The sequence below is a fragment of the Scopulibacillus daqui genome (assembly GCF_016908855.1).
Classification (GTDB): domain Bacteria; phylum Bacillota; class Bacilli; order Bacillales; family Sporolactobacillaceae; genus Scopulibacillus_A; species Scopulibacillus_A daqui.
This window is the reverse complement of record NZ_JAFBER010000025.1, coordinates 1-26,474: the sequence shown is the minus strand read 5'-3', so window position 1 is coordinate 26,474 and position 26,474 is coordinate 1. Positions and strand designations below refer to the sequence as shown.

The following is a 26,474-nucleotide window of genomic DNA, read 5'->3' as shown; positions in this document are numbered from 1 at the left end:
GACATCTAAAAGAAACGCTCTTTGGAGGTGTCTGAGATTTTAACAAATTTTGACTTTGTCATTATCTTTGCCTATTTTACGGTTCTCATTTCTGTAGGTGTATTGAGTTCCAGAAAGATTAAGAGTAAGTCAGACTTTTTAGTAGCCGGCAAAAGGCTCGGATACGGACTTTATGTCCCCGCTATGTCCGCTGTTGTTCTCGGCGGCGCTTCGACATTCGGCAGTACAGCATTAGGTTACCAATACGGTATTTCCGGCATGTGGCTGGTCGGTATGATCGGGTTCGGTATTTTAGGCATGGGCATATTCTTTTCAAACAGACTGAGTGATTTAAATATTGTCAGCGTCAGCGAACTGTTAGCGAAACGATTTGGAAAAAGCAGCCGCCTTTACAGTGCGTTGATCATGGCCGTCTATGACATGATGGTCGCTGTCGTTGCGATTATTGCAATGGGGGAAATGTTTTCATCAATGTTTCACTGGAGTAATGTGATGTCGATCATCACCGGCGGCGCCATCGTGGTTTTTTACACCATGTTAGGCGGCATGTGGGCCGTCACATTAACGGATGTTATCCAATTCTGGGTTATGACCATTGGGTTGCTGCTTATCTTATTGCCTCTCAGTATTTTTCATGCAGGCGGATTTGACAATGCTGTCCATCATCTCAAACCAGGAGCTCTTGATATCACTGGCATTGGCGGCAAAGCTATTTTTTCCTATTTCTTACTGTACTTTTTTGGTATGATGATAGGCCAAGATGTTTGGCAGCGGGCGCTCACAAGCAAAAATAAATCCGTCATGAGAAAAGGGACTATAATGGCCGGTCTTTATTGCATTATTTATGGTATTTCCGGAGCTGTTATCGGCATGATGGCAAGCATTTTGCTCCCGTCCTTGCATGATCCGCAAAAAGCCCTTCCTGACCTCATTCAAAATATTTTACCGACAGGACTGCTGGGTTTGGTCATTGCTGCTATTGCCTCAGCTATTATGTCAACAGCTTCAGGAACGATCATGGCCTCGTCTACGATCATCGTCAACGATTTTATTCTGCCCTTCAGCCGATCCAAGAAAGACGACTTAAAAGAAATTAAATGCGTTCGTTTAATGAACTTGCTCGTCGGTGCCGCTGCCATTTTAATAGCTGCAGCATTACAAAATGTTGTCGATGCCTTAAACGTTGCCTATGCCCTTTTGACCGGCAGTATCCTTCTCCCGGTCATCGCCGCTTTATTTTGGAAAGGCATTTCCAAAAAAGTTGTGATGGCTTCTATGGTGGCTAGCTCTGCCGTCGTCGTGTTAGATTTAATGATTGAAGGCATCTCCTCATTGAATCCTATCATTTATGGATTAATCTCGGGAATTCTTGTCATGACGATAGGCATCCTTCTCGTAAAAAGTGATGTTAAAAAGGATTCCCCCGCAGAAGCTAACGTTATAGATAAGTAAAATCTGCCGGTTGGCAAGCCTTAAAAAGCATTCGCTTATCATTTCCCGGCAGAAGACATCCAGTTCAAGGAATGTGATAATATTAAGAATCTCTCCTGTTTTAGATTTGCAGCTGTTAATCAAAAGAGGGTGTCCCTCAAAAGCTTAGCTTTTGGGACACCCTCTTCTTTTTGCGGCCCCCCTAGACGTTTGCAGGGGCGCGTTTATTCAAACTTTTTAGGGTCCTACCCTTATTTTTTTATCACTTTTAAGTTGACTGGAATAAACTTCGGCACTTTCTTCCCGTCAACAATTTTTGCCGTTGCATCTATCGCCTCTTTGCCAATAACCATAGGCTCTTGAGCAATGGTGGCAGCCATCTTGCCGTCTTTTACAGCTTTAATTCCATCATCCGTACCATCGAATCCGATGACTGTTGCATTTTGGATATTGGCTTCTTTAAGCGCAACGGCGGCCCCCAATGCCATTTCGTCATTTTGGGCAAAGACCGCATCAATATGAGGATTGCTTTGGATAATATTTTCCATGACCGACAAACCTTTATTACGGTCAAAATCTGCCGGCTGTCTAGTTACAGTAATCCCCTTTGCTTTTTTTATTTCTTCGTCAAAGCCTTTTCCGCGTTCATTTGTTGCCGATTGCCCAGGAATGCCTTGCAATTCTACGATATGTCCTTTGCCTTTAAGTTGATCGGTAATCATTTTCGCCGCTATTTGTCCGCCTTTTACATTATCTGAGGCAATGTGGGTAACAACCTTGCCGCCATTTGCTTTACGGTCAACAGTGATGACAGGAATATGAGCAGCATTCGCCGATTGAATCGCGCCGACTACCGCATCCGAATCTGTTGGATTGACAATTAATATATCGACATGTTTTTGAATAAGGTCTTCAATATCATTCGCTTGCTTAGCTGAGTCATTTTCAGCACTTTCTGTGATTAACTGATAACCTTTCGCTTTTGCTTCCTTTTGCGCACCTTCCTTTAAGCTGACAAAGAACGGATTATTTAAAGTTGATATGGATAAGCCTATCTTCAATTTATCTGCGGACGTTTTATGATGCGAATGTCCTGATCCCGGCGGTTCTAATGAAATTAAAGAACAGCCTGATAGCCATAATGTGCACAACAACCCAAATACAAGCACTTTGAGCCCTTTCTTCATACCGAAATCCTCCTGACCCTGTTCATTTTTTAGATTTCATCATTTTTTGTCACGACGGTCGAGCAATACCGCGATGAGAATGACAACACCTTTAACCACTTGCTGGAAAAAAGGCGACACATCTAGCAGATTCAGTCCATTATTTAATACACCAATAATAAGCGAACCGATAAAAGTTCCAAAAATCCAGCCTCGGCCTCCAGATAAACTCGTACCGCCAATGACAACTGCTGCAATGGCATCTAATTCATAAGACATGCCCGCGTTAGGGTCGGCAGAATTCAAACGTGAAGTTAGAATTATGCCTGCAAAAGCTGATAATATCCCCGTTACCGTATAAACAAAAACCTTGATTCTATTAACTTTAACACCTGAAAGAATAGAGGCTTCTTCATTGCCGCCCACGGCATAAATGCCTCTGCCTATTGTTGTTTTCTTCAAGATAAACAGCAAAATGACGAAGGCGATAAACATCCAAATCACCGGAAACGGAATATACCAAAAATACCCTTTGCCAATCAATTGGAAGGAAAAGCTGTTTGATAGACCCGTTAACGGCTTTCCGTCTGTATAAACGAGCGTTAGACCGCGGAAAATTGTCATAGTCGCCAGCGTCGCTATGAACGGCGCTACTTTACCCTTTGTGACAATCAGACCGTTAACAGCCCCCATCACTCCGCCGGCAATTAAACCTAGAAGAACTGATAAAATCGGATCCATTCCGTCCGCCAGCATTTTGGCTGTAACAGCGCTCCCCAATGCTAAAATTGATCCAACAGAAAGGTCAATGCCCCCTGTTAAAATAACAAGCGTCATGCCAAAAGCAATGAGCGCATTAATAGAAACTTGACGGAGAACATTAAATATATTGTCCATAGCTAAGAAACTGGGGCTTAGAATTGACAAAATAATAACAATAATAATCAGTCCAATGACCGGACCTAGCTTTTGCAAGTTATTGACCCATTGTTTCGACACAACGATAACCTCCTGTTGCTGCCTGCATAATATTTTCTTGATTGGCTTCATCCTTATCCAAAATCCTGGCCACCTTCCCTTCATGAATGACCATAATTCTGTCGCTCATGCCCAGAACCTCCGGCAATTCAGAAGAAATCATGATAACAGCTACGCCTTGAGCGGCTAATTCGTTAATAATCTGATAGATTTCTTTTTTAGCGCCTATATCTACTCCCCGTGTCGGTTCATCAAGAATGAGAATTTTCGGGTTAATGCCAACCCACTTTCCAATAACGACCTTTTGCTGATTCCCGCCGCTTAGCGATTTCACTTGCAAATCAGCATGATGCGTCTTTATCCGCAATTTATTTATAAAGTCATCCGCCATGGCTTTTTCAGCTTTTGCAGAAATGACGCCCCAATTTGATAACGTTTTCAAATTAGGCAATGATAAGTTTTTCTTAACTGATAGTTCCAAGACTAGCCCTTCACTTTTTCTATCTTCAGTGACAAAGCCAATGCCGGCTTTTTTGGCATCATAAGGATTTTTAATCTTTACTTCTTTTCCATCAACAAAAATACGGCCGCTGGATTTGCGGCGCGCGCCGAATAATGTCTCAAAAATCTCAGAACGGCCCGCACCCATTAAACCGGCTACCCCAAGAACTTCACCTTGTTTGACTGAAAAATGAACATCTTCAAACAAACCCGGGTTTGAAAGCCCTTCCACTCTCAGCCTTTCTTCCCCTATCTCGACTCGGCGCTCCGGAAACCGTTCACCTAATGCCCGGCCGACCATCATTCTTACTATCTGATCAAGATCCGTGTCTTTAATATTTTCTGTTCCTGCACAACTGCCGTCTCTTAATACGGTTATCCGATCGCACATTTGAAAAATTTCTTCCATCCGATGAGAAATATAGACAATAGCAACGCCTTGGCTCTTTAATTCATTCATCACTTTAAACAGTGTCTCAATTTCCCTATCAGTCAGCGCGGCAGTAGGCTCGTCCATGATAAGCACTTTAGTTTCGGCGGCAAGCGCCTTGGCGATTTCCACCATTTGCTGTTGGCCGACTGACAGACTTTCGGCGTTTTTATCGGGATTTAACTGAACACCTAACCTTTCCAGGTGTTTTTTGGTTTCGCGTCTCATGATTTTTGTTTTTAAAATACCCGTTTTGCTAATAGAAATTTCCTTTCCGAGAAACATATTTTCTGCGACAGTCAAATGAGGTATAATATTCAGTTCCTGATGGATAACACTGATGCCATCTTTCTCAGCGTCTTTTGGATCTTTATAATCAACAGAGCGGCCATTAACCTGGATATCTCCTTCATCCCTTGAATAAATACCGGTCAAAATTTTCATCAGCGTTGATTTTCCAGCCCCGTTTTCCCCCATCAAGGCATGGATTTCCCCGGGAACGATCTCGAAGGATACTTGTTTAAGCACTTGATTGCCAGAAAACGACTTGCTGATGTTTGTCATTCTCACAATAGGTTCCATTAGAAAATCACCCCAGCATGCAAAATAACATTGGCGTACGGCGTCACCTCGCCAGTTCTGATCACGGCCTTTGCCTCTGCTGTTTGCTTTTTAAAGTCTTCATGCTTGATCATTGCCAGTTCCGTGCCGGTGAAAAGCTTTTTCAGATCAGTATACAAAGGCTGATTTTGGTCTTGTATTTCAGCTGCAAGCGTGGCCTTTTCTATGACCATATCTTTTGCGACTTCTTCTAAAACATCTAGGAAACTTGGAAATCCTTTTTTAATAGAAAGGTCTATTTTCTTTACATTGTCCGGAATAGGCAGCCCGCAATCCGCAACAACAATGGTATCTGTATGTCCTAGATGAGTGAGGACAGCTGCAATGCTGCTATTTAAAATCCCGTGTTTTTTCATGATGTTATCCCCCTGCTTATTTTGAAGTCCGATCCTTTATGAAGTTTTTTTATCTATAGATTACGAAATTTGTTCCGCTAAAAAATGGTGAACTTCATCAGCGGTCGGCATGCCTGACTGTGCACCAAACTTCGTAACCGATAAGGCGCCGACAGCATTCGCGTAGCGAACCGCATCTTCAAGAGAAGCGCCTTTGGCTATTTGGACAGCTAAAGCACCGTTAAATGAATCGCCGGCTCCGGTCGTATCCACTGCATTAACCTTATAGCCGCGAATATGAACTTCTTGACCCTGTTTATAAAAAACAGTGCCTTCCCCGCCCTTTGTAATGACTAACTTTTCTTTAATCGTGTTCGGGTCTCCTGAATATTCCTTCATAAGCGCCACATATTCATGTTCATTCGGTGTGATGATATCGGCATCATTGACCAGTTCGTCAGGCAGCTTTTGAAAAGGCGCCGGGTTTAAAATGACTTTAACGCCATGCTTAGATGCCAGTTTCGCTGCTCTTATAACAGTCGGCATCGGAATTTCAAGCTGCAGCAGAACTGCATCGCTATCAGCAATGATATTTTCGTATTGTACAATTCTATCTTCAGTTAATGCATTATTTGCACCAGGAACAACAATGATGCTGTTGTCTCCTTCAGCCAGCGTAATGGCCGCAATGCCAGTCTTTAATTGTGTAACCGGTTCCACATTTTCAGTTATAATTCCTTCTCTTTCTAGATGTTCTAACAGATCTTTGCCAAACGCATCTTCGCCGACACAGCCAATCATCGTAACCTTACCGCCAAGACGAGCGGCTGAAACGGCCTGATTCGCTCCCTTTCCCCCGGGAATTGTGGAAAACTGTCTGCCCAGCGTTGTTTCCCCGGCTTCCGGTCTTCTGTCAGCTTCTGTAACTAAGTCCATATTAATACTTCCGATCACCGTTATTTTTGGCCGCGCCATTTTTTGTCCTCCTTCATATTAAATGAATGGTCTTTCAAAGGTTAAATATTATCCGCATGATTCACATCTTTTGGAGGCCGACCCCTTGAAGAATTTCTGACCTTGAGTTGTACCGGGTACTCATAATATTGTTGGTTGACCCGGCGATTCTCTATTAATTCAATCAGCATATTGGCTGCTGTTGCCCCTAATTCATATATGGGCTGAACCATTGTAGACAATTCCGGGAAAGTCGTTTCGCACATATCAATACCATCAAATCCAATAATGGCCAGTTCTTCAGGCACCTTTTTGCCCAACTCTCGGGCGGCTTTTAAAGCACCGATAGCCATTAAATCATTTCCGGCAAAAATCCCGTCAACATCCGGGCGATCTTTAATTAATTCTGAAGCGGCTTTATAGGCATCATTTATCGCATAGTGGCCATTAATCACTAATTGATCCGAAAACCATGGCTTATCTTTAACGATATCAAGGTATCCCTTACATCTTTCATCAGCACTGACCACGTGTTCCGGACCGCGGATATGTGCAATTGTTTGACAACCCGTGTCCAAAAGGTGGCGGACTGCGGCTTGTGCACCTCTACGATGTTCCGCCACAACTGTCGGCACGCCGGAATCAATAGGGCGATCAACTGCCACGACAGGTTTGCCAAGTGACGCAATCTGCTCTACTGTTAGCGTATTCGTCGCAAGGATAATTCCATCAACATACTTCTGTTCGAAAATATCAAGGTATTCTTGTTCTTTTTCAGAACTTTCATCAGAATTGCCTAAAATAATCGTATACCCCTTTTCATTGGTGACATCTTCTACGGCCCGGGCCAATTGAGGAAAAAATGGATTTGTGATATCGGGAATAATCAGCCCAATCGTCATGGATTGTTTTTTAAAGAGGCTTCTCGCAACTGCATTCGGTTTATAATTGAGAAGCTGAATAGCCTTCTCAACTTTCTTTTTTGTTTCTTCATTAACATATCCATTGCTGTTAATCACCCGCGATACTGTAGCTACTGACACGCCGGCTTCTTTTGCGACATCTCTGATTGTTGCCATAAACTAAATTCCCCTTATTAGTAACCGCTTACATTTGTTGAAGAAAAACTTTGTAACCCGTTACATGGATTATAATGTAAGCCGTATGATATTGTCAATATATTTAATAAAGAAAGATAATTTATTAACTTAAGAGGTAAAAACAGGCATACCAGTTACCTTTAGGAAAGGCTTTACTTAAATATGACATGTAAAATAAAATATAAATATTAGGGGATTATAAACCATGTTATTATTTATTCAAAACGAAATCATTTTATTTGAAATTGGTTTCATTAAGAATTATTATAATGAGGCAGCCCTAATTGTTATTCATCAATTTTAACGTTTATACTTACCCTTTTAGAGTTCTTAAAGAAGCAATCCCTTCTTAGAACACTGAAAAGGGACTTTTCCTTGGTATTCCAAGTTAATTAATTTACTTAATGAAAACGTTATATTTATTATAGCGATTGTCTAAGATGAAGGAGGTTCTTTTAAATGTTCGGGAAGACGAATAAGGGATTGATTTATTTCTTCGGGGCGCTTGGCGGCATGCTTTATGGCTATGACACCGGTGTCATTTCCGGCGCGCTGTTATTTATACAAAAAGACATCCCTTTAACCAGTTTTATGCAAGGATTTGTTGTAAGCGCTCTGCTCATAGGCGCAATCGTCGGCGCCGGTCTAAGCGGCCCGCTGTCTGACCGATGGGGACGCAGGCGTGTCGTTTTAGTGATTTCTATTGTATATATTATAGGATCATTAGCAGCTGCCTTTTCACCAAACGCAACTGCACTCGTTATTTCTAGGATTATCTTAGGATTGGCTGTCGGGGGATCTACCGCATTGGTTCCTGTATACCTTGCAGAAATGGCGCCGACTCATGTGCGCGGATCATTAGGTTCATTAAACCAGCTGATGATCACTATAGGTATTCTTGTTGCCTATATTATCAACTATGCGTTCACGCCAATTGAAGGATGGCGCTGGATGCTGGGGCTTGCAGTTGTACCGGCTATTATTTTGTTGATTGGCGTAGCATTTATGCCTGAAAGCCCGCGTTGGCTAATCAAGAAAAACCGCGAAAAAGAAGCGCGTGAAGTCATGAAGCTAACACGCGAAGAAAACGAAATTGAAAATGAGATTCACGAAATGTTAGAAGCGGAAAAAGATCAAGAAACCGCATGGTCATTACTCAAAGCCCGCTGGGTGCGCCCAATGCTGATCGTCGGCATTGTCCTTGCTATCTTCCAGCAAATCATCGGGATCAACGCAATTATTTATTATGCACCGACAATCTTTAATCATGCTGGTCTAGGGTCTTCTGCTTCGATTCTAGGAACAGTCGGCATCGGTATTGTCAACGTTCTGTTGACCCTTGTTGCTATCGCTGTCATTGATAAACTAGGCCGCAAAAAATTAATGCTGTGGGGCAACGTTGGAATGGTCATCAGCCTTGTGGTGATCGCCTCTATTCTTTCATTTGCAGGACTATCAACGTCAACCGCATGGGTTACTGTTGTTTTCCTTGGTCTTTTCATTGTATTCTTTGCGGCGACATGGGGGCCGGCTGTTTGGGTTATTCTTCCGGAGCTATTCCCGCTTAAAGCCCGCGGAGCCGGAACAGGCATTACAACGCTATTCCTTTCTTTAGGAAATTTAGTTGTATCATTCCTCTTCCCTATATTGCTAGGCGCAATTGGCATCGTTCCATTATTCTTCATCTTTGCGGCTATCGGCGTTCTAGCCTTTATCTTTGTTGCTATATTTGTACCGGAAACAAAAGGCCGCAGCCTAGAAGAAATCGAATTCGATTTGCGCAAGAAATTTGGGGTCTAACCCAGTGTACTTGCGGATAATGTGGACAACCTAAAATAAAAAATCCCTGTAAAAAGCTGACCATCTGTCTCGTTTCCAGAGACAATGGTGCAGCTTTTTTTTGCGGGGATGAGACCTTTATTGAGACAGGCTCGTTTTTACTTCAGCCTTGTCTCTTTTGCTGTACAGCCATTGATATATCGTTGGAATGATGATTAAGCTGGTTATTGTAGCTGTTATCATCCCGCCGATAACAACCAATCCCAGCGATTGTGAAATCAGCGTATCTGACTGACGGGACAAGGCCAGCGGCAGTAGCGTTAAAATGGTTGCGGCAGCGGTCATCAGTACAGGTCGAAAGCGGCTTGCCGCCCCTTCTATGGCAGCAGAATGCACATCTTTTCCTTGGGCTCGAAGCCGTTCCATTCTATCAACAAGTACGATGCCGTTCGTTGCAACGATACCGATGAGCATGACTAACCCTGCCAATGCTCCCAGATTCCATGATTGCCCGAATACAAATAATAGAATCACTGAACCAATGAAGGCAAACGGCAAAGAAGATATGACAGCAAGCGGTGCGCGAATACCTTTAAATATACTTGTAATGATTATCAGGACCAGTATGATCGACAAAAATCCAGCTAAACTGATAGACCAAATCATTTCTTTCACTTGTTGCGGGATGCCGCCAAAATCCACATGAATGCCTTTCGGAAAATGATTGTCCTTTAAGATTTGCTTGATTTCCCCAGTTACACGGCCAATATCCGTCGTAATAATATTCCCCGTTACAACGGCCATTGGGATACCGTCCTTTTCGCCGATCACAGCATTCGGTTCGACATCCAACGTTGAGATATCAGCTAATAAGACCTTTTTCCCTGTTTTTGCATTAAAAGTTAAGCGGCCAAGCTTCGTCAATAAGGCTTTTGTTGAGTCGACGCCTTGTTTATAAGCAAGATGGACATTAGAAGGCTTATGGAGTGTCACAGGTATCGAAGAACCATCTATGGACACATTCAAATCCTCTCTTTCGTCCAAAAAGTTCCGAACCTTATTTAAAATGTCTTCCTTATGAAGACCAAGCCTTTTCACTTTTTCTTCTTGCAGCTTAACCGTAAAACGCAGCTGATCGTTCGAATCGGCATCACCGTTTAATTGAAATCCTTTTATCATCTGCATCTTGCTCTTCAAATGGTTCGCAGCTCTTATCAGCTCATTTTTGTTTGGTCCTGTTAATACAATTCTTACCCGTGAATCATCTCCGGCAATTTGTTGGCTTGACACGGTAAATACAGCATCATTGGACAATTGTTTAATATCTTGGTTGATTTTATGTATTAAATGATCGGCTGAAACGTCTTTTTTGGGCGTCACGTAAACATTCGCAACATTAGGCTGCTGAATCCAGCCGCCGTCTTGATCAAAAACATCATCGAATGCCGGGCTAAAAGAAGACCCCAGCGTTGAATCGTAGCTTTTTATTTCAGGATGCTTGCTTAATAAAGATTCAAAACTTCTGACTTCAGCGTCGACTTGGTCAAGCGTCGCTCCGTCCGGACATTCAATTTGTACAGTCACATCGTGAGCGTGAGAGCGGGGAAGAATATTCACAGGTATGAAACATGCTCCGACCGCCGATAAAACCAATGCGATACATAAGATTCCGAATATGAATTGCCGCCTTTTAAACAAACGGCTAATGATTGGTTTTGCCCATTCTTCTGCTTTTATTGCTATGGGAGCAAAACGTCGGCGCCATGTCAAGGCAGCGTATGGCGGAATAAGAATCAAAGAAACGATAAGTGAGCAGATTAAGGCAATGGCCACCGCCCATGCAAAGCCAGAAAAAGCATATCCAACCATTGTTCCTGTCATAGCGAGCGGAATATAGACGGCTATCGTTGTCAAAGTCGATGAAATAACAGCTGGAATCATCTCTTTAACGGCTTCAGTTAAGGCAGACAGGGAAAAGCGCTGCTGCTGTTCGAGCTTTCGATACATATTATCCATGATGACAATGGAGTCGTCCACCACTCTTCCCATCGCAACGATTAACCCTGAAGCCGTCAATAGATTTAATGTGATTCCCATATGATAAAGAACCGCTATTGTCGTTAGAAAGCAAATCGGCAAGGAAAATAGAATGGCCATTGTGGAACGCCACTCTCGAAAAAAGAAGAATACACATATCATTGAAAATAAACAGCCTAATAATCCTTCTCTCCACACGCCTTTTATAGCATGGGATACTGCTTCACCTTGATTAAGAAGAATATCGGCGTGAACATTGCCGCTTTTTATCTCTGGTATGTGACGAAGCCTTTCTGCCGCTGATTGGCTGACCTTTGTCACATCAGCTGACGGTGTTTTCAGCAAATTAAGAAGCACACTTGGATGACTGTTCGTTTTTGACAAAGTCTCCCAATGGACAATCCCCTTTTGAATCGTTGCAACATCTTTCAGCAAGATATTCTTGTCATTGCTCCTTTTTACAACAATGTTGCCTAACGTCTCGGCATCTGCAGAGGAACCCTCAACTGTCAGCGGCAGCCAAAGATTTTTAGCTTGGACGGCGCCATTGGGCCATGATATATGTTTATCTTTCAGTGCGGCTTTAATATCTTTAAAGCTAAGCCGGTACTTATCCAACTTTTGATTATCCAGATTGACAATATAACCCTTTTCTCCATTGCCGGTTGTTTGTATTTTCTCGACCCCTTGGATTTTTTCTAATTGTTTTTTGATATGTTTAGATGCCGTCGTACGCAGGTCAATATTTGAAAGCTTATCTGATGTTAAACTGATTTTCATGAAAGGAAAACTATCGGAACTAATTCTTGTGATCTCCGGCTGACTCACTCCCTTAGGCAGTTGAACCGTTTGCAGCTCGGATTTTATACTTTTTTCAGCTTCTTTAATATCAATATTTTGCGGAAAGATAAGGCTTAAAAATAACCCTTGGGGATATATCGTTGATTCAACCGATTGAAGCTGGTCTACACCCTTTAAAGCTTTTGTGAGCTGTTCGCTTAGCTGTAGATTTTGTTTTTCCCCTTTTAATTCTCCATCGGTCTTCAGAGTAACCATCAAAATAGGATTATTAATATCCGGCAAATATTCCTTTTTCATTTGAGTTGCTGAATAAGCGCCCCAAGTAAAAATTAAGACAATGAATAAAATAATAAGCGGCAACCGTTTGGACAACGCGTGAATAACCTTTTCCATAAGACGTCCACCTTTGTTTTTTATCTTGGTTGACGCCGTAAGCCCCCTTTAGAAGATGCGTTCACGAGCTGCATCTGCGGAGGCATACGGACGTTACAGACAATTCTTACTTTGCCTCTAATACCGAAGCCTTTGTTTTATTAGGGTAGTCTTTAGGCTTACCCTTATGAGTGGCTTCCCATAAGACGCGATTCAGCTTCTCTTCGTCTATATTGTCTGCTTGTGAAAAATCCATTTTTCTGGACATCGCTGCCCCAGGTGCATTCTTTCCGTTCTTCTTGTCAATGGGATAACGCGGATTTTCCGCTTTATAAGCGGCTAAGTTTGGCTTGGAACTGAAGGCGCGGAACATCGGAATACTGGAAGCATCATATTGAGTCATTGGTTTCATACCTAAAATAAGTTCCATCGTATGAATCATTGAGGCTGTATCGTAAAAAGTACTGTCAACCTTTCCCGTCTGTGTATAAGGACTAATAACGAGCGATTCTGTACGGTGAGCATCAACATGATCCCAGCCGTTCTGAGAATCATCTTCTGTAATAAAGATAGCCGTATCCTTCCAATACTTCGAATGGCTGACAGCCTCTACAAGCTTGCCTACCGCATCATCGTTTTGTGCAACCATCGCTTGCGGTGTTAATTTTCCAGGCTTCGTGCCGTTGGTATGATCATTTGGGAGTCTCACAATCTGAAGCTGCGGCAAATTGCCGTTTTTGATATATTGTTGAAACTCTTTTTCCCATTCTGCTTCACGCGTTAAATCTGAAATGTCGAGATCCCATCCAGGATAGGCATGATCAACACGGTCGCCGATACTTGGATCCGACGGCACCCATTGCTTTGATACAGGATCAGGGTTTACAAACTCACCATAATCCCGAAAGCTGACTCCCGAACGTTTCGCATTGTCCCATAAGAATCCGGCTTTAGGATAAGCGGCCTCATTGCCTCCCTCCATGTCATAATCACGATTTCTTCCAGAATAATTAGCCAGCCAGTTCTTTTCCACATAGTCGTTGGCTTTTGCGGCGGTTGACCAATTATGCCCTTGGGCACTGATCTCTGCATCGGCGTAAAAATTATCAAAAGTCACAAATTGCTTAGCCAATTTATGAATATTTGGCGTGATCTCCTCGCCAAAAGTCGCTAAGTCCTTATCACCGTTGCCCCTGTCCAAATCTCCGAACACTTGATCATAAGTTCGGTTTTCTTTAATCACATAAATGACATGTTTTATAGGCGATTTTTGATTTTGATTTTGCGGGACTGGAAAACTGTTTCCGCTATTGTTGGCGTTGCGCTGTTCTATTGGATTATTCTTTTTGACTTGTTTTGTATATTTTTGAAGCTCCTTTGAATGGGGAATGTCCAATGTCGACAGCGTTCCTTCAATCATATTTCCAATAAATTGCCCGTCTTTATTCGGACCGGCGCCAAGACCTTTCGCGTTGGCAACCATAAGCTTGCCATCTTTGTCATCCACATAGACGCCGGTCGGATACCAGGCTGTCGGAATCAGACCTTTAATTTTAGCTGTTCTTTTCGAGACATCTATAACCGCGACATCATTATTGCCGGCATTGGCAACGTAAAGCGTTTTGCCATCTCTGCTGACGGCCATTGCATCCGGCTGGCTGCCGGCGGGCGCGCTTTTATAAGGTTTTAGCGAAAGCGTTTGTATGACCTGATCATTTTTGGCATCTATAATGGAAATCGTATCGCTGTCAGAATTTGATATATAAATCATGCCGTTTTTTATGTTTTCCGCAACGGCATTTGGATGCAAATCCGTCTGAATCGTTTTCTTGACTGCCATGGTTTGGGGATTAAGGACAGTGACACTGCTTTCCCCCCAATTCGTGACATATAAGGATTTACCGTCATGGCTTAAATAAGCGGTATATGGGTTTTTTCCAACAGGGACTTTTTTGACCATTTTTTTATTTTTGATATCGATTTTGCATACAGAGTGATCAAGATTATCAGCAACATAGAGATACTTCCCATCCGGAGATACTGATAGGCCGGCAGGATAAAAATTAGTATTCTTATCATCCTTTAATTCAATCGGATCCTTTTCCGATAATTTACCGTTAACGAAATCATAAACACGTATTTTGTTGTTGCCGCCGGCAGAAGCATACAGCTTCTTGCCATCGGGACTGAATGATGCACCAAGATATAAAGCTTCAGGCGAACTGTAAGGCACCGTTTGGACAACTTTATTTGTTTTCGTATCAATGACTTGAAGCGACTGGGTGCCTTGACCGTCATTAGAGACTACTAAATAATGACTGTCCGGGCTTAAAGCGCCCCCCATCGGAAAATCTCCAAGTTTAATTTGCTTGCCAGCCGGTGTCAATGTCCAATTTTGCGACGTTATACCATAATTATCCCCCTTCGGACCAGCCGTACGATGATAAGCGTAAGCAGATGCCGACGTTGCCATTACAACCGCAAGGACGGCAATCATCACCTTTTTTCGTTTCATAGAATCACTCCCATTGAAAAAATGGCCTTCTATGAATACGATACAAATGAAATGTAAATATATTGTTGGCATTATGAAAAGATTTCTTAAAAAAAAGCGCTAAAATGGTCTGATGACTTTTCAACTGTTTTATCCCTGTGCAAAGCCTGCGAGGCGCCTGCTGCCTTAAAACTTAGCAAGCCTTGTCATTGAAGCGGAAAATAAGGATGAATAATCTCTGCTGAGGGAAGCTGTTTCATTTTACAAAAAGAAAACATATCCTTAAGAAAAGCTCAACAAACATCTATTAAACTACTTATACAAACCAATCTAAAGGAGATAAGGAAAATGACATTAAGAAAAGCAGCATTTAACAGTATGCTTGCCTTAAGCACTCTTTTTGCGGTTCCGCTGACAACTTCAGCCCATGACAACCAAGCCAATACAAAACATATGCCTCCTTATGCCCATGTTAAACATTCGGAGAAAACCGCAACACCGATTCAGCATGTTGTCGTTCTATTTGATGAAAATGTATCCTTCGATCACTATTTTGGGACTTATCCCCATGCTAAAAATCCTAAAGGTGAACCTGCATTCCAAGCAAAGCCCGGCACCCCCCGCGTCTATGGGCTGACGAAAAAGCTTCTGACAAATAATCCAAATAAATACAATCCGAAAAGATTAGATCGTTCTGAAGCTGTAACGGCTGATATGGATCATGATTATACCGATGAACAGAAAGCTTTTGACGGCGGAAAAATGGACAAATTCGCAGAATATACATCCGGAGGCGATGATCCTTCCCTTGTTATGGACTATTATGATGGAAATACAGTTACAGCATTATGGAATTATGCTCAAAACTTTGCCATGAACGACCATTCCTTTGGCACAACATTCGGTCCTTCAACTCCGGGCGCTCTTAACCTTATTTCTGGGCAAACCCATGGGGCAGCCGCTTATATCCACGGCGCAAAAACCAATAAAGTAAAAGACTACCTTGCAAACGGCACATTATTTGGGGACCTCGATCCTTACTACGATCAAGCCTCCAATCCAAACAAGCCAACAGCCGCTTTAAGCGGTAAAAACGTAGGTGATTTGTTAAATAAGAAAGACATCACTTGGGGATGGTTTGAAGGCGGATTCCGCAATCCTCATTCCCAGCATAAAAATATTGCCGGAAACCAAGTGGCCGATTACAGCCCTCATCATGAACCGTTCCAATATTACCAATCAACGTCGAATCCAAAGCATTTGCCGCCATCATCTGTTAATATGATCGGCAAAACAGACCAGGCCAACCATCAGTATGATCTTAAAGACTTCTGGTCGGCCGCTGACAGCGGTCACTTGCCGGCAGTAAGTTTCCTTAAAGCGTCTTGCTATCAAGACGGTCATGCCGGTTACTCTGATCCGCTTGATGAACAGCATTTTATCGTGCATACACTCAACCATCTGCAATCTTTGCCGGAATGGAAAAATACAGCGGTTATCATTGCCTATGATGATTCTGACGGGTGGTATGATCATATGATGAGCCCTCAAGTCAACGGCTCCAATGATCCTGTATACGATGCCTTATATGGACCGGGCGACGCCAGAAAGCCGAAGCTCTCTTCCTACCTAGATCGTGCCGGCTATGGCCCTAGACTCCCGCTGCTTGTGATTTCTCCGTACGCCAAGAAGAATTTTGTGGATCATAAGGTTACGGATCAATCCTCTATATTAAGATTTATTGAAGATAATTGGCATCTTGGCCGGATTGGCAGCGGCTCCTTTGATACAAAAGCCGGATCATTGAAAAATCTCTTTGACTTCCAACAAAATCCTCGCCAGCAAAAGCTTTATTTAGATCCAATCTCGGGTCAGCCTATCACGCCGGCGGAGGTTAAAGGAAAATCTTAAAATATAAGTGGCTAACATAAATAAACACCCCAAAGGTTAGATTGTTACTCTAACTTTTGGGGTGCAGTACAAAAAAGCTGCACCATTTCAATTGTATATTCAAGGTGCAAAGACTTATATTTTCGGGGGAATGGTCGTTTGCCGGACAACCAACTCCGGCAATAAGACAACCCGCTGTTTTACAGTATTGCCGCCTTTGATTTCTTTTACTAGTAAATCTGTCACAGTTCGTCCCATGTCTTGAATCGGCTGGGCAATCGTCGTTAACGGGGGATCGTTAACAGCCGCTAGGAGTGTGTTGTCAAAACCGATGACGGATAAATCATCAGGAATTTTCAATCCTGCTTCTTTAGCTCCATGAATAGCGCCGATAGCTAGAAGATCATTAAATGCGAAAACAGCCGTGGGTCGTCTTCCGGACTCTATCAATTTTTTCATTGATCTTTTCGCATCATCAAAAGAAAAATTGTTGGTTAATAGATTTTTCCTATCGAATGCCGCACCAGCTTCCTGGAGCGCTTGCTTATAGCCGCGCAAACGTTCTTTTTCCATCACATTGTTTAAGTTTCCGGCTAAAAAGGCAATATCTGTATGCCCCAGGCTTGTTAAATGGGAAATGGCTTGATATCCTCCTAAAAAATCATCGACCAATACAGCATTAACTGACAGTGAAGGCATATCTGTAGCAATAAGAGCCGCCGGGATCTCTTGTTTAATTAATTCTTTTATAATGGCATTGTTTTGAGCGGCGCTGCCAAGGATGATGCCGTCAACCCTTTTTCTCTGCAGCCATTCGAGATATTGCGCTTCCTTGTCAAGATTGCCGTCAGTATTGCACATGACAACACTGAACCCTAATTCATGCCCTCTGTCTTCCACACTTCTGGCCATTTCAGCATGAAAAGGATTGGCGATATCCGGAATAAGGAAACCTATCGTATTCGTCTGTTTCCCGGTTAGAGCTGAAGCTACAACGCTCGGCTGATAGTTTATTTCTTCCATGATTTTAAGCACTTTTTGTTTTGTCTTATCGCTGATTTTGCCTGTGTTATTGATCACTTTAGATACGGTCGCGATAGACACGCCCGCCTTTTCAGCGACATCATATATGGTCGGCTTCATAGATTGTCCTTCTTTCAATACTGTCTTTTACCCTATTATATCTGCTGGAGGAAACCGTTTCTATCAATGAATAGAATGAGGGAGTATCCTTTTCAATAAGGATGCTCCCTTATATAAATTCCTTAAAACGCTTACAACGGAAGTATGATTAACCTACTGATAAGTTGGCTGTTTTTGATGTTTCCAAAAATATTTTTTCCCCATTATTAAGGAAAGATTTTGTCGCCGCTGCGGCAATTTGCATGTTAATTTTCGAGTCAAGCGCTGTGATTCTCGGCTCTTTATTTTCTTGTACACATTTAATAAATTCTTCTAATTCTAACAAATAAGCATCATTAAATCTCGTTTGAAAATCAGGGATAACTTCATAATTGCTGCCTTTGGCATTGAGCAGTATGGCGTTTCTATTTCTAAAGGTTCCGACAAATAATGACCCTTCAGTACCGATAATCTCTGCGCGAATGTCATAACCGTGCCGGGAATTTCGGCTTGCTTCAACATCTCCCGCCGCTCCTGAATCAAATTCTATGTAGGTGATGGCCTGATCGACATCATTATATTTGCTCATATAAGGATGCTGGACCACTGTGCCGTGAGCCGAAACAGATGTTATTTCCGCTCCCATGAGATATCTGGCAATATCATAATCATGGATGGAACAATCAAGAAAAATACCGCCGCTGTTCTTAATAAATTCCTCCGGAGGGCAAGTGAAATCGCGCGTAATGCCTTTAAAATATATCGGTTTGCCAATATCACCTGCTTCTATTCTCTTCTTCGCATCATAATAAGAAGGATCGAAACGTCTCATAAATCCGACCTGGCAAATCACTTGATGATCTTCAACCGCTTGAATGACCTCTTCTGCTTCATTCAATGATTGTGTCAGCGGTTTTTCAACAAAGATATGTTTCCCGTGTTTGGCTGCCTTTTTAATCATTTCCCCATGAGTCGTCGTAGGCGTTACAATAATGACCGCGTCAATTTCAGGATCTTGAAAGACATCATCAGGATTTTTTGTCCATTTTTCAACGCCTAATTCCGCAGCAGCCTTCTGAGCTTGGTCTCCAAAAGGATCGGCTACACTAACAAGTTTTGCGCCTCTTACTTTTTCTTTTAAGTTTTTAGTATGATAATAGCCTAGTCTGCCTAATCCAAGTGCCGCAACACGAATTTCTCTAGACATATTCGTCACTCCTGTCCTATTCATAAATTAAGCGCTTTCCTCAAACCATAAAAAAATAACAGCCGAAAATCATAAGCATTTATCTTAAATTATAACCCGCCGCCAGTAACCCCGAATAGTTCTTGATTTTAATATTTAAACTTTAAGTTAAGCGCTTTCCTTATCTTGAATATTATTTTATAAAAATGGTTCGTATTTTTCAATCATTATTTTATTTTTTTCTTATTTTTAATTTGGGAAATTTGTATTTATCCATTTTTTTACTGCCTTGAAGGCGCCGAATCAGCGCCTTCTCTTCAATGCTATGATTTTAAAGAAATCGCTATCCGCTCTTTCTTGCGCTCAACTTCCAGAGGGGTGCCGAAAAAGTCAGTCAACTCACCCTCTGTTAAAACATCAGCTGTTTTCCCTGCCCTGAATACTTCTCCCTGTTTGAGCAGCAATGTATGGCTGAAGCATGGCAGAATTTCTTCAACATGGTGAGTCACATAGATGAGCGTCGGCGCATCAGGCTGCTTCGCAATGGTGTCTATCATTGATAAAAGCTGTTCCCGGGCAAAAATATCAAGCCCTGTGCATGGCTCGTCTAAAATCAATAGTTTCGGTGATGCCATAAGTGCTCTCGCAATTAAAATCTTTTGGCGTTCACCTTGCGATAATGTTTCATATCTGCGGAAGCGGAATTGTTCACATCCTAAATCGGCTAATATTTTCCCCGCTTTTTCTATATCATTTTCTTCAGGCTGCTGATAAAGGCCGATTGAAGCAAACTTTCCGCTAAGAATAATTTCTTCAACAGTATCGTTTCCGTATAGCCTTTGCTGGAGCGATGAGCTTACCCAACCGATCAATTTCCGGAGTTCCGGTAAAGGCGACTTGCCAAACTCAAAGCCCAGCACCGTGACATCCCCTTTTGTCGGGAACATATAGCCGTTGATTAAATTTAGAAGAGCGGTTTTCCCTGCCCCGTTAAGACCTAAAAGACACCAATGTTCTCCGTTTTTCACTTGCCAAGAGACGTCTTTTAAAATGGTTTTATCGCCCCGCTGCCATGTGGCATTTTTTATGTCGATAATCATGATAAAGCTTCCCTTCTTCTTTAATGATGAGTATATATTTAAATCTCGACCACTTGTTACTCGTATCATAGCAAAACGAAAAGTCATTGTCTAAAATATTCGAAATAGACGATTAAAAGTTTCTTAGATAAATTCCGAAGCGCTAAACAGAGTTTCTGCGCCAAGTGATTGGCTGTTCCGCTATTTTTTAAGAAAGAAACTAAAAAACGAACATCCTTATAATGAAAGATGTCTTATCTGAAATAACATATTTTCCGCATTAAAAGAAACAATATATGATTTGTATAAAGATTTGACATACTAATAAAAATGATGTACATTACTAATGACGAACATTGCAAATGTATATTTGATAAATTATTCGTATTTTGAGGTGTAAACCATGGAAAATGTGTTTGATTATGAAGATATTCAGCTTATTCCGGCAAAATGCATTGTAAATAGCCGTTCTGAATGTGATACAACAATAAACTTTGGCGGCCGTGCTTTTAAACTTCCGGTTGTTCCCGCCAATATGCAGACTATTATTGATGAGAAGATTGCCGTTTATTTAGCGGAAAATGGTTATTTCTATATCATGCACCGTTTTCATCCAGAGAAGCGCGCATCTTTTATTAAAGACATGAAAACCCGTGGATTATATGCATCCATTAGTGTCGGCGTTAAAGATGAAGAATTTCAATTCATAAAACAACTGGCAGAAGAAAATCTTTCACCGGAATATATTACAATTGACATTGCACACGGCCATTCTAATCCGGTAATAGAAATGATTCAGCATATTAAGAAGCACTTGCCTGACAGCTTTGTTATTGCAGGAAACGTTGGTACTCCTGAAGCGGTAAGAGAATTGGAAAATGCGGGGGCAGACGCGACAAAAGTAGGCATTGGCCCCGGCAAGGTATGCATCACGAAAATCAAAACTGGATTCGGAACAGGCGGCTGGCAATTAGCTGCACTGCGCTGGTGCGCCAAAGCCGCAAGCAAACCTATCATTGCCGACGGCGGTATTCGCACACACGGCGATATTGCCAAATCAATTAGGTTCGGCGCTTCAATGGTCATGATTGGTTCATTGTTTGCCGGACATGAAGAATCTCCGGGAGAAACCATTGAAAAAGACGGCAAAATCTATAAAGAATATTTTGGATCAGCTTCCGAATTTCAAAAAGGCGAAAGAAAAAATGTCGAAGGCAAGAAAATGTACGTTGAACACAAAGGGTCTTTAAAGGACACTTTAGTAGAAATGGAACAAGATCTGCAGTCTTCCATCTCTTATGCGGGAGGAAACAAATTAGAAGCGATTCGCAACGTGGATTATGTGATTGTTAAGAATTCAATTTTTAACGGGGATAAAGTATATTAATTTATGATTCAAGGTGAGCGCGTACATAGCTCACCTTTTTTATTTTACAGCCTATTTCTTGACTGTTCTTGGCCCCTTCCAATTCTTCTTGCTTCCCCTGCATAGCCGCAGTCTTTTTGAAACGATTCTTGAAGGCAATGAAAGATTTTGAAAAGGTAACCCAATCATAAGTACCTATAATAAAAATGGAGAGGCGATTCCCCTCCATTTATTAACGAAAGTCTTGATCTTTAAAAGTCATTGGTGAACCGGTTGAAGTATGCTGGTTAATCCAATCAAGCGAAACCTTTGAAACCAATGACCAATCAGGGATTTGTTCCTTATGTTGTTCAACCCAGTCCATGCAGTATTGCGGGTCGATGTTATTTTTTTCGCATTGTGATAAAAAAGACTGAATGGATGTATCTGTACAATTTTTCCATGAACCGCAAGTTGTTTCCCAAATACTTTCCATTTTTCTTTGAATAGAAAAGTCATTTTCATTAAACACCTTGGATGTCCTCCCTTTAACAAATCTGGATATGATTAAGCCGCTGCTATCACTCAGTATGTCCAAGGGTTAATTATCACATTACACTCAATCTGAAAAAGGCATTTTGCCGCTGCTTTGTATAGGCAGCGGCTATTTGTATATCATAAAACTTGACCCGAACTTTTCGTTTATTTATAGGTTATGCCATAAATGAAGCAGCTATAAACGAACAAGAAAGGATTCCGATTATGCCGACACCGAATCATTCAAAGATAAGCGAGAGCAGCCAGGTCTGATCTATATTTACATCCCTTTTTTATTTATTTATCAATGGATTTTCCTTAAGGTGAAAAAGAGAAAGGAATATTAAAAAGCAATCAAAACCGATCACCTCATAAGGGATGATCGGTTTTTGCTGCCTCTATTAAACATATCGCTCATCTTTAAGAGGAGGTGTCAAATTAAGTAAGTTCAATGATAACGGCGGTTAATGGCATCAAATACTTCATCAAGCGTCTTAAAACCCTTCTGTTCATTGCCATTTTCCCCCTGAATCGTCCAGCTTTGTTCAGCCACAGCTAATTTGTTTTCATCATCCTTCACAAACGGCATATTAATCATATAAACTTTGCCGTCCTTTCTAACCGTATAACCAATATAATAATGATCCCCTTCGCCTTGCTCTTCATAAATGCCGACATCATCTACATCATACCTGTTCATCACGTTTTCTAAGTCTCTGCTCATATGCTTTAATATCGTTTCTCTCGTAACATATTCCATATTTTCAAGCTCCCGTCCATGGTTTATTGATTATATCTTTTCTTCATCTATATTGTACGGGAACAGATAAAAAGATAACTGGTAAATGTAATTTTCTTACTGGTTAACTTTTTTCCTTCCGTATCCTTTTTTATTCTTTGCCAACACAGCAATAATAAAAAAATAATTAAACGTTTGATTAAAAACCAAAGTATATCAATTTGTATTAAAAATGAATTAAAGGAAATTTTCCACACCCCATTATTGGAAAAATTGGTATAATAGACATGTAACATGAAAGGGGGGGACAAAACAATTGAAAAAAATATCAGCTGTTGTTCTGTCTTTGGGATTAATACTTAGCTTTTTTGCCGGTTCCGATAGTGTTGCGACAGCTAAAACCAAAGCCAAAAAGTATAAAAATTGTACCGAGTTAAATAAAAAGTATAAGGGCGGGGTCGCTCGTACATCATCCGCTAAAAATAAGGGCGGAAAAACACATTACAAACCATATGTGTCAAAAGCGCTTTATGATGCAAACAAAAAGCTTGATCGAGATCATGATTTTATCGCTTGTGAACGATAAGATTTAGAATGGCGATCTTTGGTTTATGGGTAAATGTTGAGGAATACTGGCATTGAAGCGAAAACGATTGCCTAGAAGGTAAAATTAACCCGCTTGAGGCGGAACATAAACTCTTAAAAAGGTTCAATTTTCGGGATAGGAGGATGAGGATATTGTCCTCCCTCCATGCCAAAAGTATATCTTTACGTAGAACGAACATCAATGGGCATCGACTTTACTGTTAATAACTTTTAACCCTTGATAATCATTCAGGATGACAATAAAGATGATGATATTGCAAACAGTGTTGCAGAAGTAATCACTTATTGGAAGCTCGGGAGCCAGAACTATGTCATTGAAATTTGTTTAAAGGGGGAATAAAAATATGAAAAAATCCTTGAAAGTAATAGGTTTATTAATCCTAGTAATTCTTGCGATAAGAGGTATTTATTTAAGCTATGATAGATTTATTTATGGAAATCCTAAAGAAATAACGGCTTCTGAAAACAAAATGGATCATTATTTAATTAAAAAAGGTTATAAAGAAGATGATATTGCCTGTATTAAAGGCGTTTATAATTACTTAGCTGCAGGTGATCAAAAATATGGCGGAAAAGTAAAATTCGTTAGCTCACCAAAAAAAGAGTACGAATATGTAATAAAAGATGGAAAGATTTTGGAGTTAGACAAAATTCCAAATCCTAAATAGGAGAAACTACGGAAACATTAGTGTTTTTTATTTTTATTTTTTCTGAAAAATTTGTATCATTTTAGAGAATAAAATGGTATGATGCTATTAATAAGAGAGGTGTTAAAATGCAAAAATTATTTCAGTATTTTTTATTTGTGTGTTTGTGTTAATATTAAGCTTTTCTCTATTGCCAGGGCATTTGTATGCCAAATATTACCATTACCCTGGTTCAAAGGTAACGCCAAAGGCCGGGGATATTTTAGTTACTAGTTCTACGGTTTCTAGTGGTATAATTGGTCACGCCGCTATTGTGGTTAATAGTACAGAAATAATGGAAATTAGAGGTCCGGGATACCATCCAAAGGTTCGTTCGATATCATCTTGGTTTAAATCTTTTAAGAATACTAAAGTTATAAGGATAAACAATTATACAAAAGCTAAACATGCAGCAGCTTGGGCTAAAAAATATAATAGAAAAGCAAAATATAAAATTACAAGTAATTTACAAAGTACTAATCCAACTTATTGTTCAAAGATAGTTTATCAAGCGTATACTAAAGGTACTTCAGGTGTTTTCCCTAAGTATGGAAAAGGTTACTATTGGCCACCTTATAATTTTTTATTTAAAAGATCTTATCATCCAGGATTACATCCAAAAGTTGTTTATAAAAAAGGCCACATTTATAAAGGTGATTTGTAATCCTCTCTTCAATTTGGAGGATTATTTTATGTAAACGGGTTTAAGAAAATAACCGAATGGTGATAGTTCTTAGATGAATTACAGAAAAATTATTGGACTCATAAAGTTTCTAACTATCTTAATGTTTCTGATAGGTTATGTACAATGTATGCATGGCGGCTTTCATTCGGAGGCAAATAGGAAATTCAATAAAAAGACTGATTTTTTGTTATCTTTCTTTTGGTATTGCTCGGAATAGCAGGGGTTATTATTATTTTTTCTATCTCGGTTTTGTTATATTCGGTTTTACAAGTTTGTTAGATTTGCTTCATATAAAAAATCTTATATCGATTTTTATAATCATCTTGCTTTAAATTTTGTATATGTATGTGGCTTTATAATTTCGGAATGGTCTTTTCTAATAATTTTAGAATTAGCGTCTGTCTATGTTATAAAAAATGAGATAGTTAATATAAATTCCAAGCTGCAAAAAGGGCTATTATATATCCTTTCAGTTTTTATAAGTTCGTTTATAACTAAAGCAGTGATATTCGATATATTTAAAAAGATTCATGTAACAAATATTTTTATATTAGCTGTATTTGCTGTTAAATATCCTATCTTTTTTACAATAGATGATATTTATAAGAAAACGGAGTAAGTATAAAAACAGTAAATGAATAATCATTACTTATGGATTTGTCATACTACAGCTCAGTCAATTATAAATAATACTCCTTGTACAATGAAATTAAATGTTTTAAATAAGTTAATTTTCTTCTTTCATTTTCTCTTTGTTTATTAATAGGGAAAATAACAATTATAAAAACAAACATGTTCAGAAACAATCCACCAAAGATAATAACAATAAATGGTATGCCAATTTTTTTATAATAATTTGCAAATGACGATAACAAAAATCCTAAGGTAATTGATAAGTAAAGTGACGCAGTCGAGTTATCATGGGAATGTTGGCTAATACTTTCTATACAATAGCAGTATCTTTCAATTGCAAGTTTCTCTTCAGCAGTCTTATCTTTTTTTTTAAAAGGTGAATCAGTTTTTCTAAATCATTTTCAGATATGACGCTTTCCATTTCTAATGATAAACAGATACTTCTAATCTCTTTTATTAAATCTTCCTTATTATAACTTGCTTTAAAATTAAACTTCCCATCCTTATAAGCCTGATCAAGGTAATTATCTACCCAGTGAATTAATTTTTTTACTGTATTGAAGATTCGCTTCATCTTATTACCCCTTATCTCTTGACTCACTTTATTTTACTTTGATGTACAATAATCTTTGTCTTTTCTACTTTCGAGAATCACTAATGATTGTAATCATTCTTGAATAAGCTGCTTCTGATGGCACCGAATCGGATACCAAAAAGCCGCAGTCAAGACGGAAAATCATGTCGTTTTTTAATCGCTTGACTAAGTCTTTAATAAATGGAATTCGTTCGGTAATCCTTGCCACTAAGGAGTAAATCATTGCCGCATAATTAAGTTCAACAGGTCTGCCCAAGCGCGACTTTTTCTTTACCACTATAATGGACCCAAGAAATTAGACACGAAGAAAGGATATGTTAAGGTAGGTTTATGAAACGAAAAAGATATTCATCCGAATTTAAAGCGCAAATA

The 26,474-nt window shown here is 40.3% G+C and carries 21 protein-coding genes and 1 pseudogene; 7 read left to right on the top strand and 15 right to left on the bottom strand.

Features of this window, described 5'->3' with window-relative positions; genetic code table 11:
• Positions 1-27 precede the first annotated feature (27 nt).
• Positions 28-1,452: a sodium:solute symporter family transporter gene (locus JOD45_RS14000; protein WP_338056102.1), complete on the top strand. Its 1,425-nt coding sequence runs from the start codon at positions 28-30 to the stop codon at positions 1,450-1,452.
• A gap of 230 nt (positions 1,453-1,682) precedes the next feature.
• On the opposite strand, the gene rbsB is transcribed toward JOD45_RS14000, so the two are convergent.
• From rbsB to JOD45_RS13970, 6 genes are read right to left on the bottom strand one after another with little or no spacing between them, the layout of a single operon-like run.
• Positions 1,683-2,618 carry a ribose ABC transporter substrate-binding protein RbsB gene (gene rbsB, locus JOD45_RS13995; protein ID WP_205004527.1) on the bottom strand — a complete coding sequence of 312 codons (936 nt, stop codon included), beginning with the start codon at positions 2,616-2,618 and terminating at the stop codon, positions 1,683-1,685.
• 39 nt (positions 2,619-2,657) lie between these two features.
• Positions 2,658-3,596 carry an ABC transporter permease gene (locus JOD45_RS13990; RefSeq protein WP_338056101.1) on the bottom strand — a complete coding sequence of 313 codons (939 nt, stop codon included), beginning with the start codon at positions 3,594-3,596 and terminating at the stop codon, positions 2,658-2,660.
• Positions 3,574-5,088, bottom strand: a complete 1,515-nt coding sequence (locus JOD45_RS13985) for a sugar ABC transporter ATP-binding protein (RefSeq protein ID WP_205004525.1) — start codon at positions 5,086-5,088, stop codon at positions 3,574-3,576. Before JOD45_RS13985 ends, JOD45_RS13990 begins: the two co-directional genes overlap by 23 nt.
• Positions 5,088-5,483 carry a D-ribose pyranase gene (gene rbsD, locus JOD45_RS13980; protein WP_205004524.1) on the bottom strand — a complete coding sequence of 132 codons (396 nt, stop codon included), beginning with the start codon at positions 5,481-5,483 and terminating at the stop codon, positions 5,088-5,090. Before rbsD ends, JOD45_RS13985 begins: the two co-directional genes overlap by 1 nt.
• 60 nt (positions 5,484-5,543) lie before the next feature.
• The gene (gene rbsK / locus JOD45_RS13975) at positions 5,544-6,437 is read right to left on the bottom strand and encodes a ribokinase (protein WP_205004523.1); all 894 of its coding nucleotides are present in this window, start codon (positions 6,435-6,437) and stop codon (positions 5,544-5,546) included.
• Between the two features lie 41 nt (positions 6,438-6,478).
• Positions 6,479-7,495, bottom strand: coding sequence for a LacI family DNA-binding transcriptional regulator (locus JOD45_RS13970; RefSeq protein ID WP_205004522.1), 1,017 nt, complete (start codon positions 7,493-7,495; stop codon positions 6,479-6,481).
• 480 nt (positions 7,496-7,975) lie between these two features.
• On the opposite strand from JOD45_RS13970, the gene JOD45_RS13965 reads away from it, so the two are divergent.
• Positions 7,976-9,316 (top strand): sugar porter family MFS transporter, encoded by a 1,341-nt coding sequence (locus tag JOD45_RS13965; RefSeq protein ID WP_205004521.1) that lies wholly within the window; start codon positions 7,976-7,978, stop codon positions 9,314-9,316.
• Between the two features lie 117 nt (positions 9,317-9,433).
• Here JOD45_RS13965 and JOD45_RS13960 read toward each other — a convergent pair whose 3' ends face one another.
• Positions 9,434-12,526, bottom strand: coding sequence for an efflux RND transporter permease subunit (locus JOD45_RS13960; protein WP_205004520.1), 3,093 nt, complete (start codon positions 12,524-12,526; stop codon positions 9,434-9,436).
• A gap of 106 nt (positions 12,527-12,632) precedes the next feature.
• Complete coding sequence (locus tag JOD45_RS13955; RefSeq protein WP_205004519.1) at positions 12,633-15,020, bottom strand: bifunctional YncE family protein/alkaline phosphatase family protein; 2,388 nt, start codon at positions 15,018-15,020, stop codon at positions 12,633-12,635.
• A 327-nt stretch (positions 15,021-15,347) separates the two neighbouring features.
• Between JOD45_RS13955 and JOD45_RS13950 the strand changes: the two genes are divergently transcribed.
• The gene (locus tag JOD45_RS13950) at positions 15,348-16,910 is read left to right on the top strand and encodes a phospholipase C (protein ID WP_239549289.1); all 1,563 of its coding nucleotides are present in this window, start codon (positions 15,348-15,350) and stop codon (positions 16,908-16,910) included.
• 114 nt (positions 16,911-17,024) lie between these two features.
• Here JOD45_RS13950 and JOD45_RS13945 read toward each other — a convergent pair whose 3' ends face one another.
• From JOD45_RS13945 to JOD45_RS13935, 3 genes are all read right to left on the bottom strand, one after another.
• A complete protein-coding gene (locus tag JOD45_RS13945) occupies positions 17,025-18,032 on the bottom strand; it encodes a LacI family DNA-binding transcriptional regulator (RefSeq protein WP_205004518.1) in 1,008 nt (335 codons plus the stop codon).
• A gap of 148 nt (positions 18,033-18,180) precedes the next feature.
• Positions 18,181-19,218: an inositol 2-dehydrogenase gene (iolG, locus tag JOD45_RS13940; RefSeq protein WP_205004517.1), complete on the bottom strand. Its 1,038-nt coding sequence runs from the start codon at positions 19,216-19,218 to the stop codon at positions 18,181-18,183.
• Between the two features lie 302 nt (positions 19,219-19,520).
• Positions 19,521-20,297, bottom strand: coding sequence for an ABC transporter ATP-binding protein (locus JOD45_RS13935; RefSeq protein ID WP_205004516.1), 777 nt, complete (start codon positions 20,295-20,297; stop codon positions 19,521-19,523).
• Positions 20,298-20,679: 382 nt separating this feature from the next.
• Here JOD45_RS13935 and guaC point away from each other — a divergent pair, with 382 nt between their 5' ends.
• Entirely contained in the window at positions 20,680-21,663 is a 984-nt protein-coding gene (guaC, locus tag JOD45_RS13930; RefSeq protein ID WP_205004515.1) for a GMP reductase, read from the top strand.
• A 211-nt stretch (positions 21,664-21,874) separates the two neighbouring features.
• On the opposite strand, the gene JOD45_RS13925 is transcribed toward guaC, so the two are convergent.
• Both JOD45_RS13925 and JOD45_RS13920 read right to left on the bottom strand, forming a co-directional pair.
• Positions 21,875-22,153, bottom strand: coding sequence for a hypothetical protein (locus tag JOD45_RS13925; protein ID WP_205004514.1), 279 nt, complete (start codon positions 22,151-22,153; stop codon positions 21,875-21,877).
• A 453-nt stretch (positions 22,154-22,606) separates the two neighbouring features.
• Positions 22,607-22,918, bottom strand: coding sequence for a DUF5634 family protein (locus tag JOD45_RS13920; protein ID WP_205004513.1), 312 nt, complete (start codon positions 22,916-22,918; stop codon positions 22,607-22,609).
• 295 nt (positions 22,919-23,213) lie between these two features.
• Here JOD45_RS13920 and JOD45_RS13915 point away from each other — a divergent pair, with 295 nt between their 5' ends.
• The 3 genes from JOD45_RS13915 to JOD45_RS13905 all read left to right on the top strand — a co-directional run bounded on the left by JOD45_RS13915 (position 23,214) and on the right by JOD45_RS13905 (position 24,853).
• Positions 23,214-23,483 (top strand): excalibur calcium-binding domain-containing protein, encoded by a 270-nt coding sequence (locus JOD45_RS13915; RefSeq protein ID WP_205004512.1) that lies wholly within the window; start codon positions 23,214-23,216, stop codon positions 23,481-23,483.
• Positions 23,484-23,847: 364 nt separating this feature from the next.
• Entirely contained in the window at positions 23,848-24,171 is a 324-nt protein-coding gene (locus JOD45_RS13910; RefSeq protein WP_205004511.1) for a DUF3139 domain-containing protein, read from the top strand.
• Positions 24,172-24,316: 145 nt separating this feature from the next.
• On the top strand, positions 24,317-24,853 hold the full coding sequence (locus JOD45_RS13905) for a CHAP domain-containing protein (protein ID WP_205004510.1): 537 nt from the start codon (positions 24,317-24,319) through the stop codon (positions 24,851-24,853).
• Positions 24,854-25,817: 964 nt separating this feature from the next.
• On the opposite strand, the gene JOD45_RS13900 is transcribed toward JOD45_RS13905, so the two are convergent.
• Positions 25,818-26,081, bottom strand: a complete 264-nt coding sequence (locus JOD45_RS13900; RefSeq protein ID WP_205004509.1) for a hypothetical protein — start codon at positions 26,079-26,081, stop codon at positions 25,818-25,820.
• 73 nt (positions 26,082-26,154) lie between these two features.
• Positions 26,155-26,376: pseudogene (locus JOD45_RS13895) on the bottom strand (transposase); the annotation flags it as partial.
• Positions 26,377-26,474 lie beyond the last annotated feature (98 nt).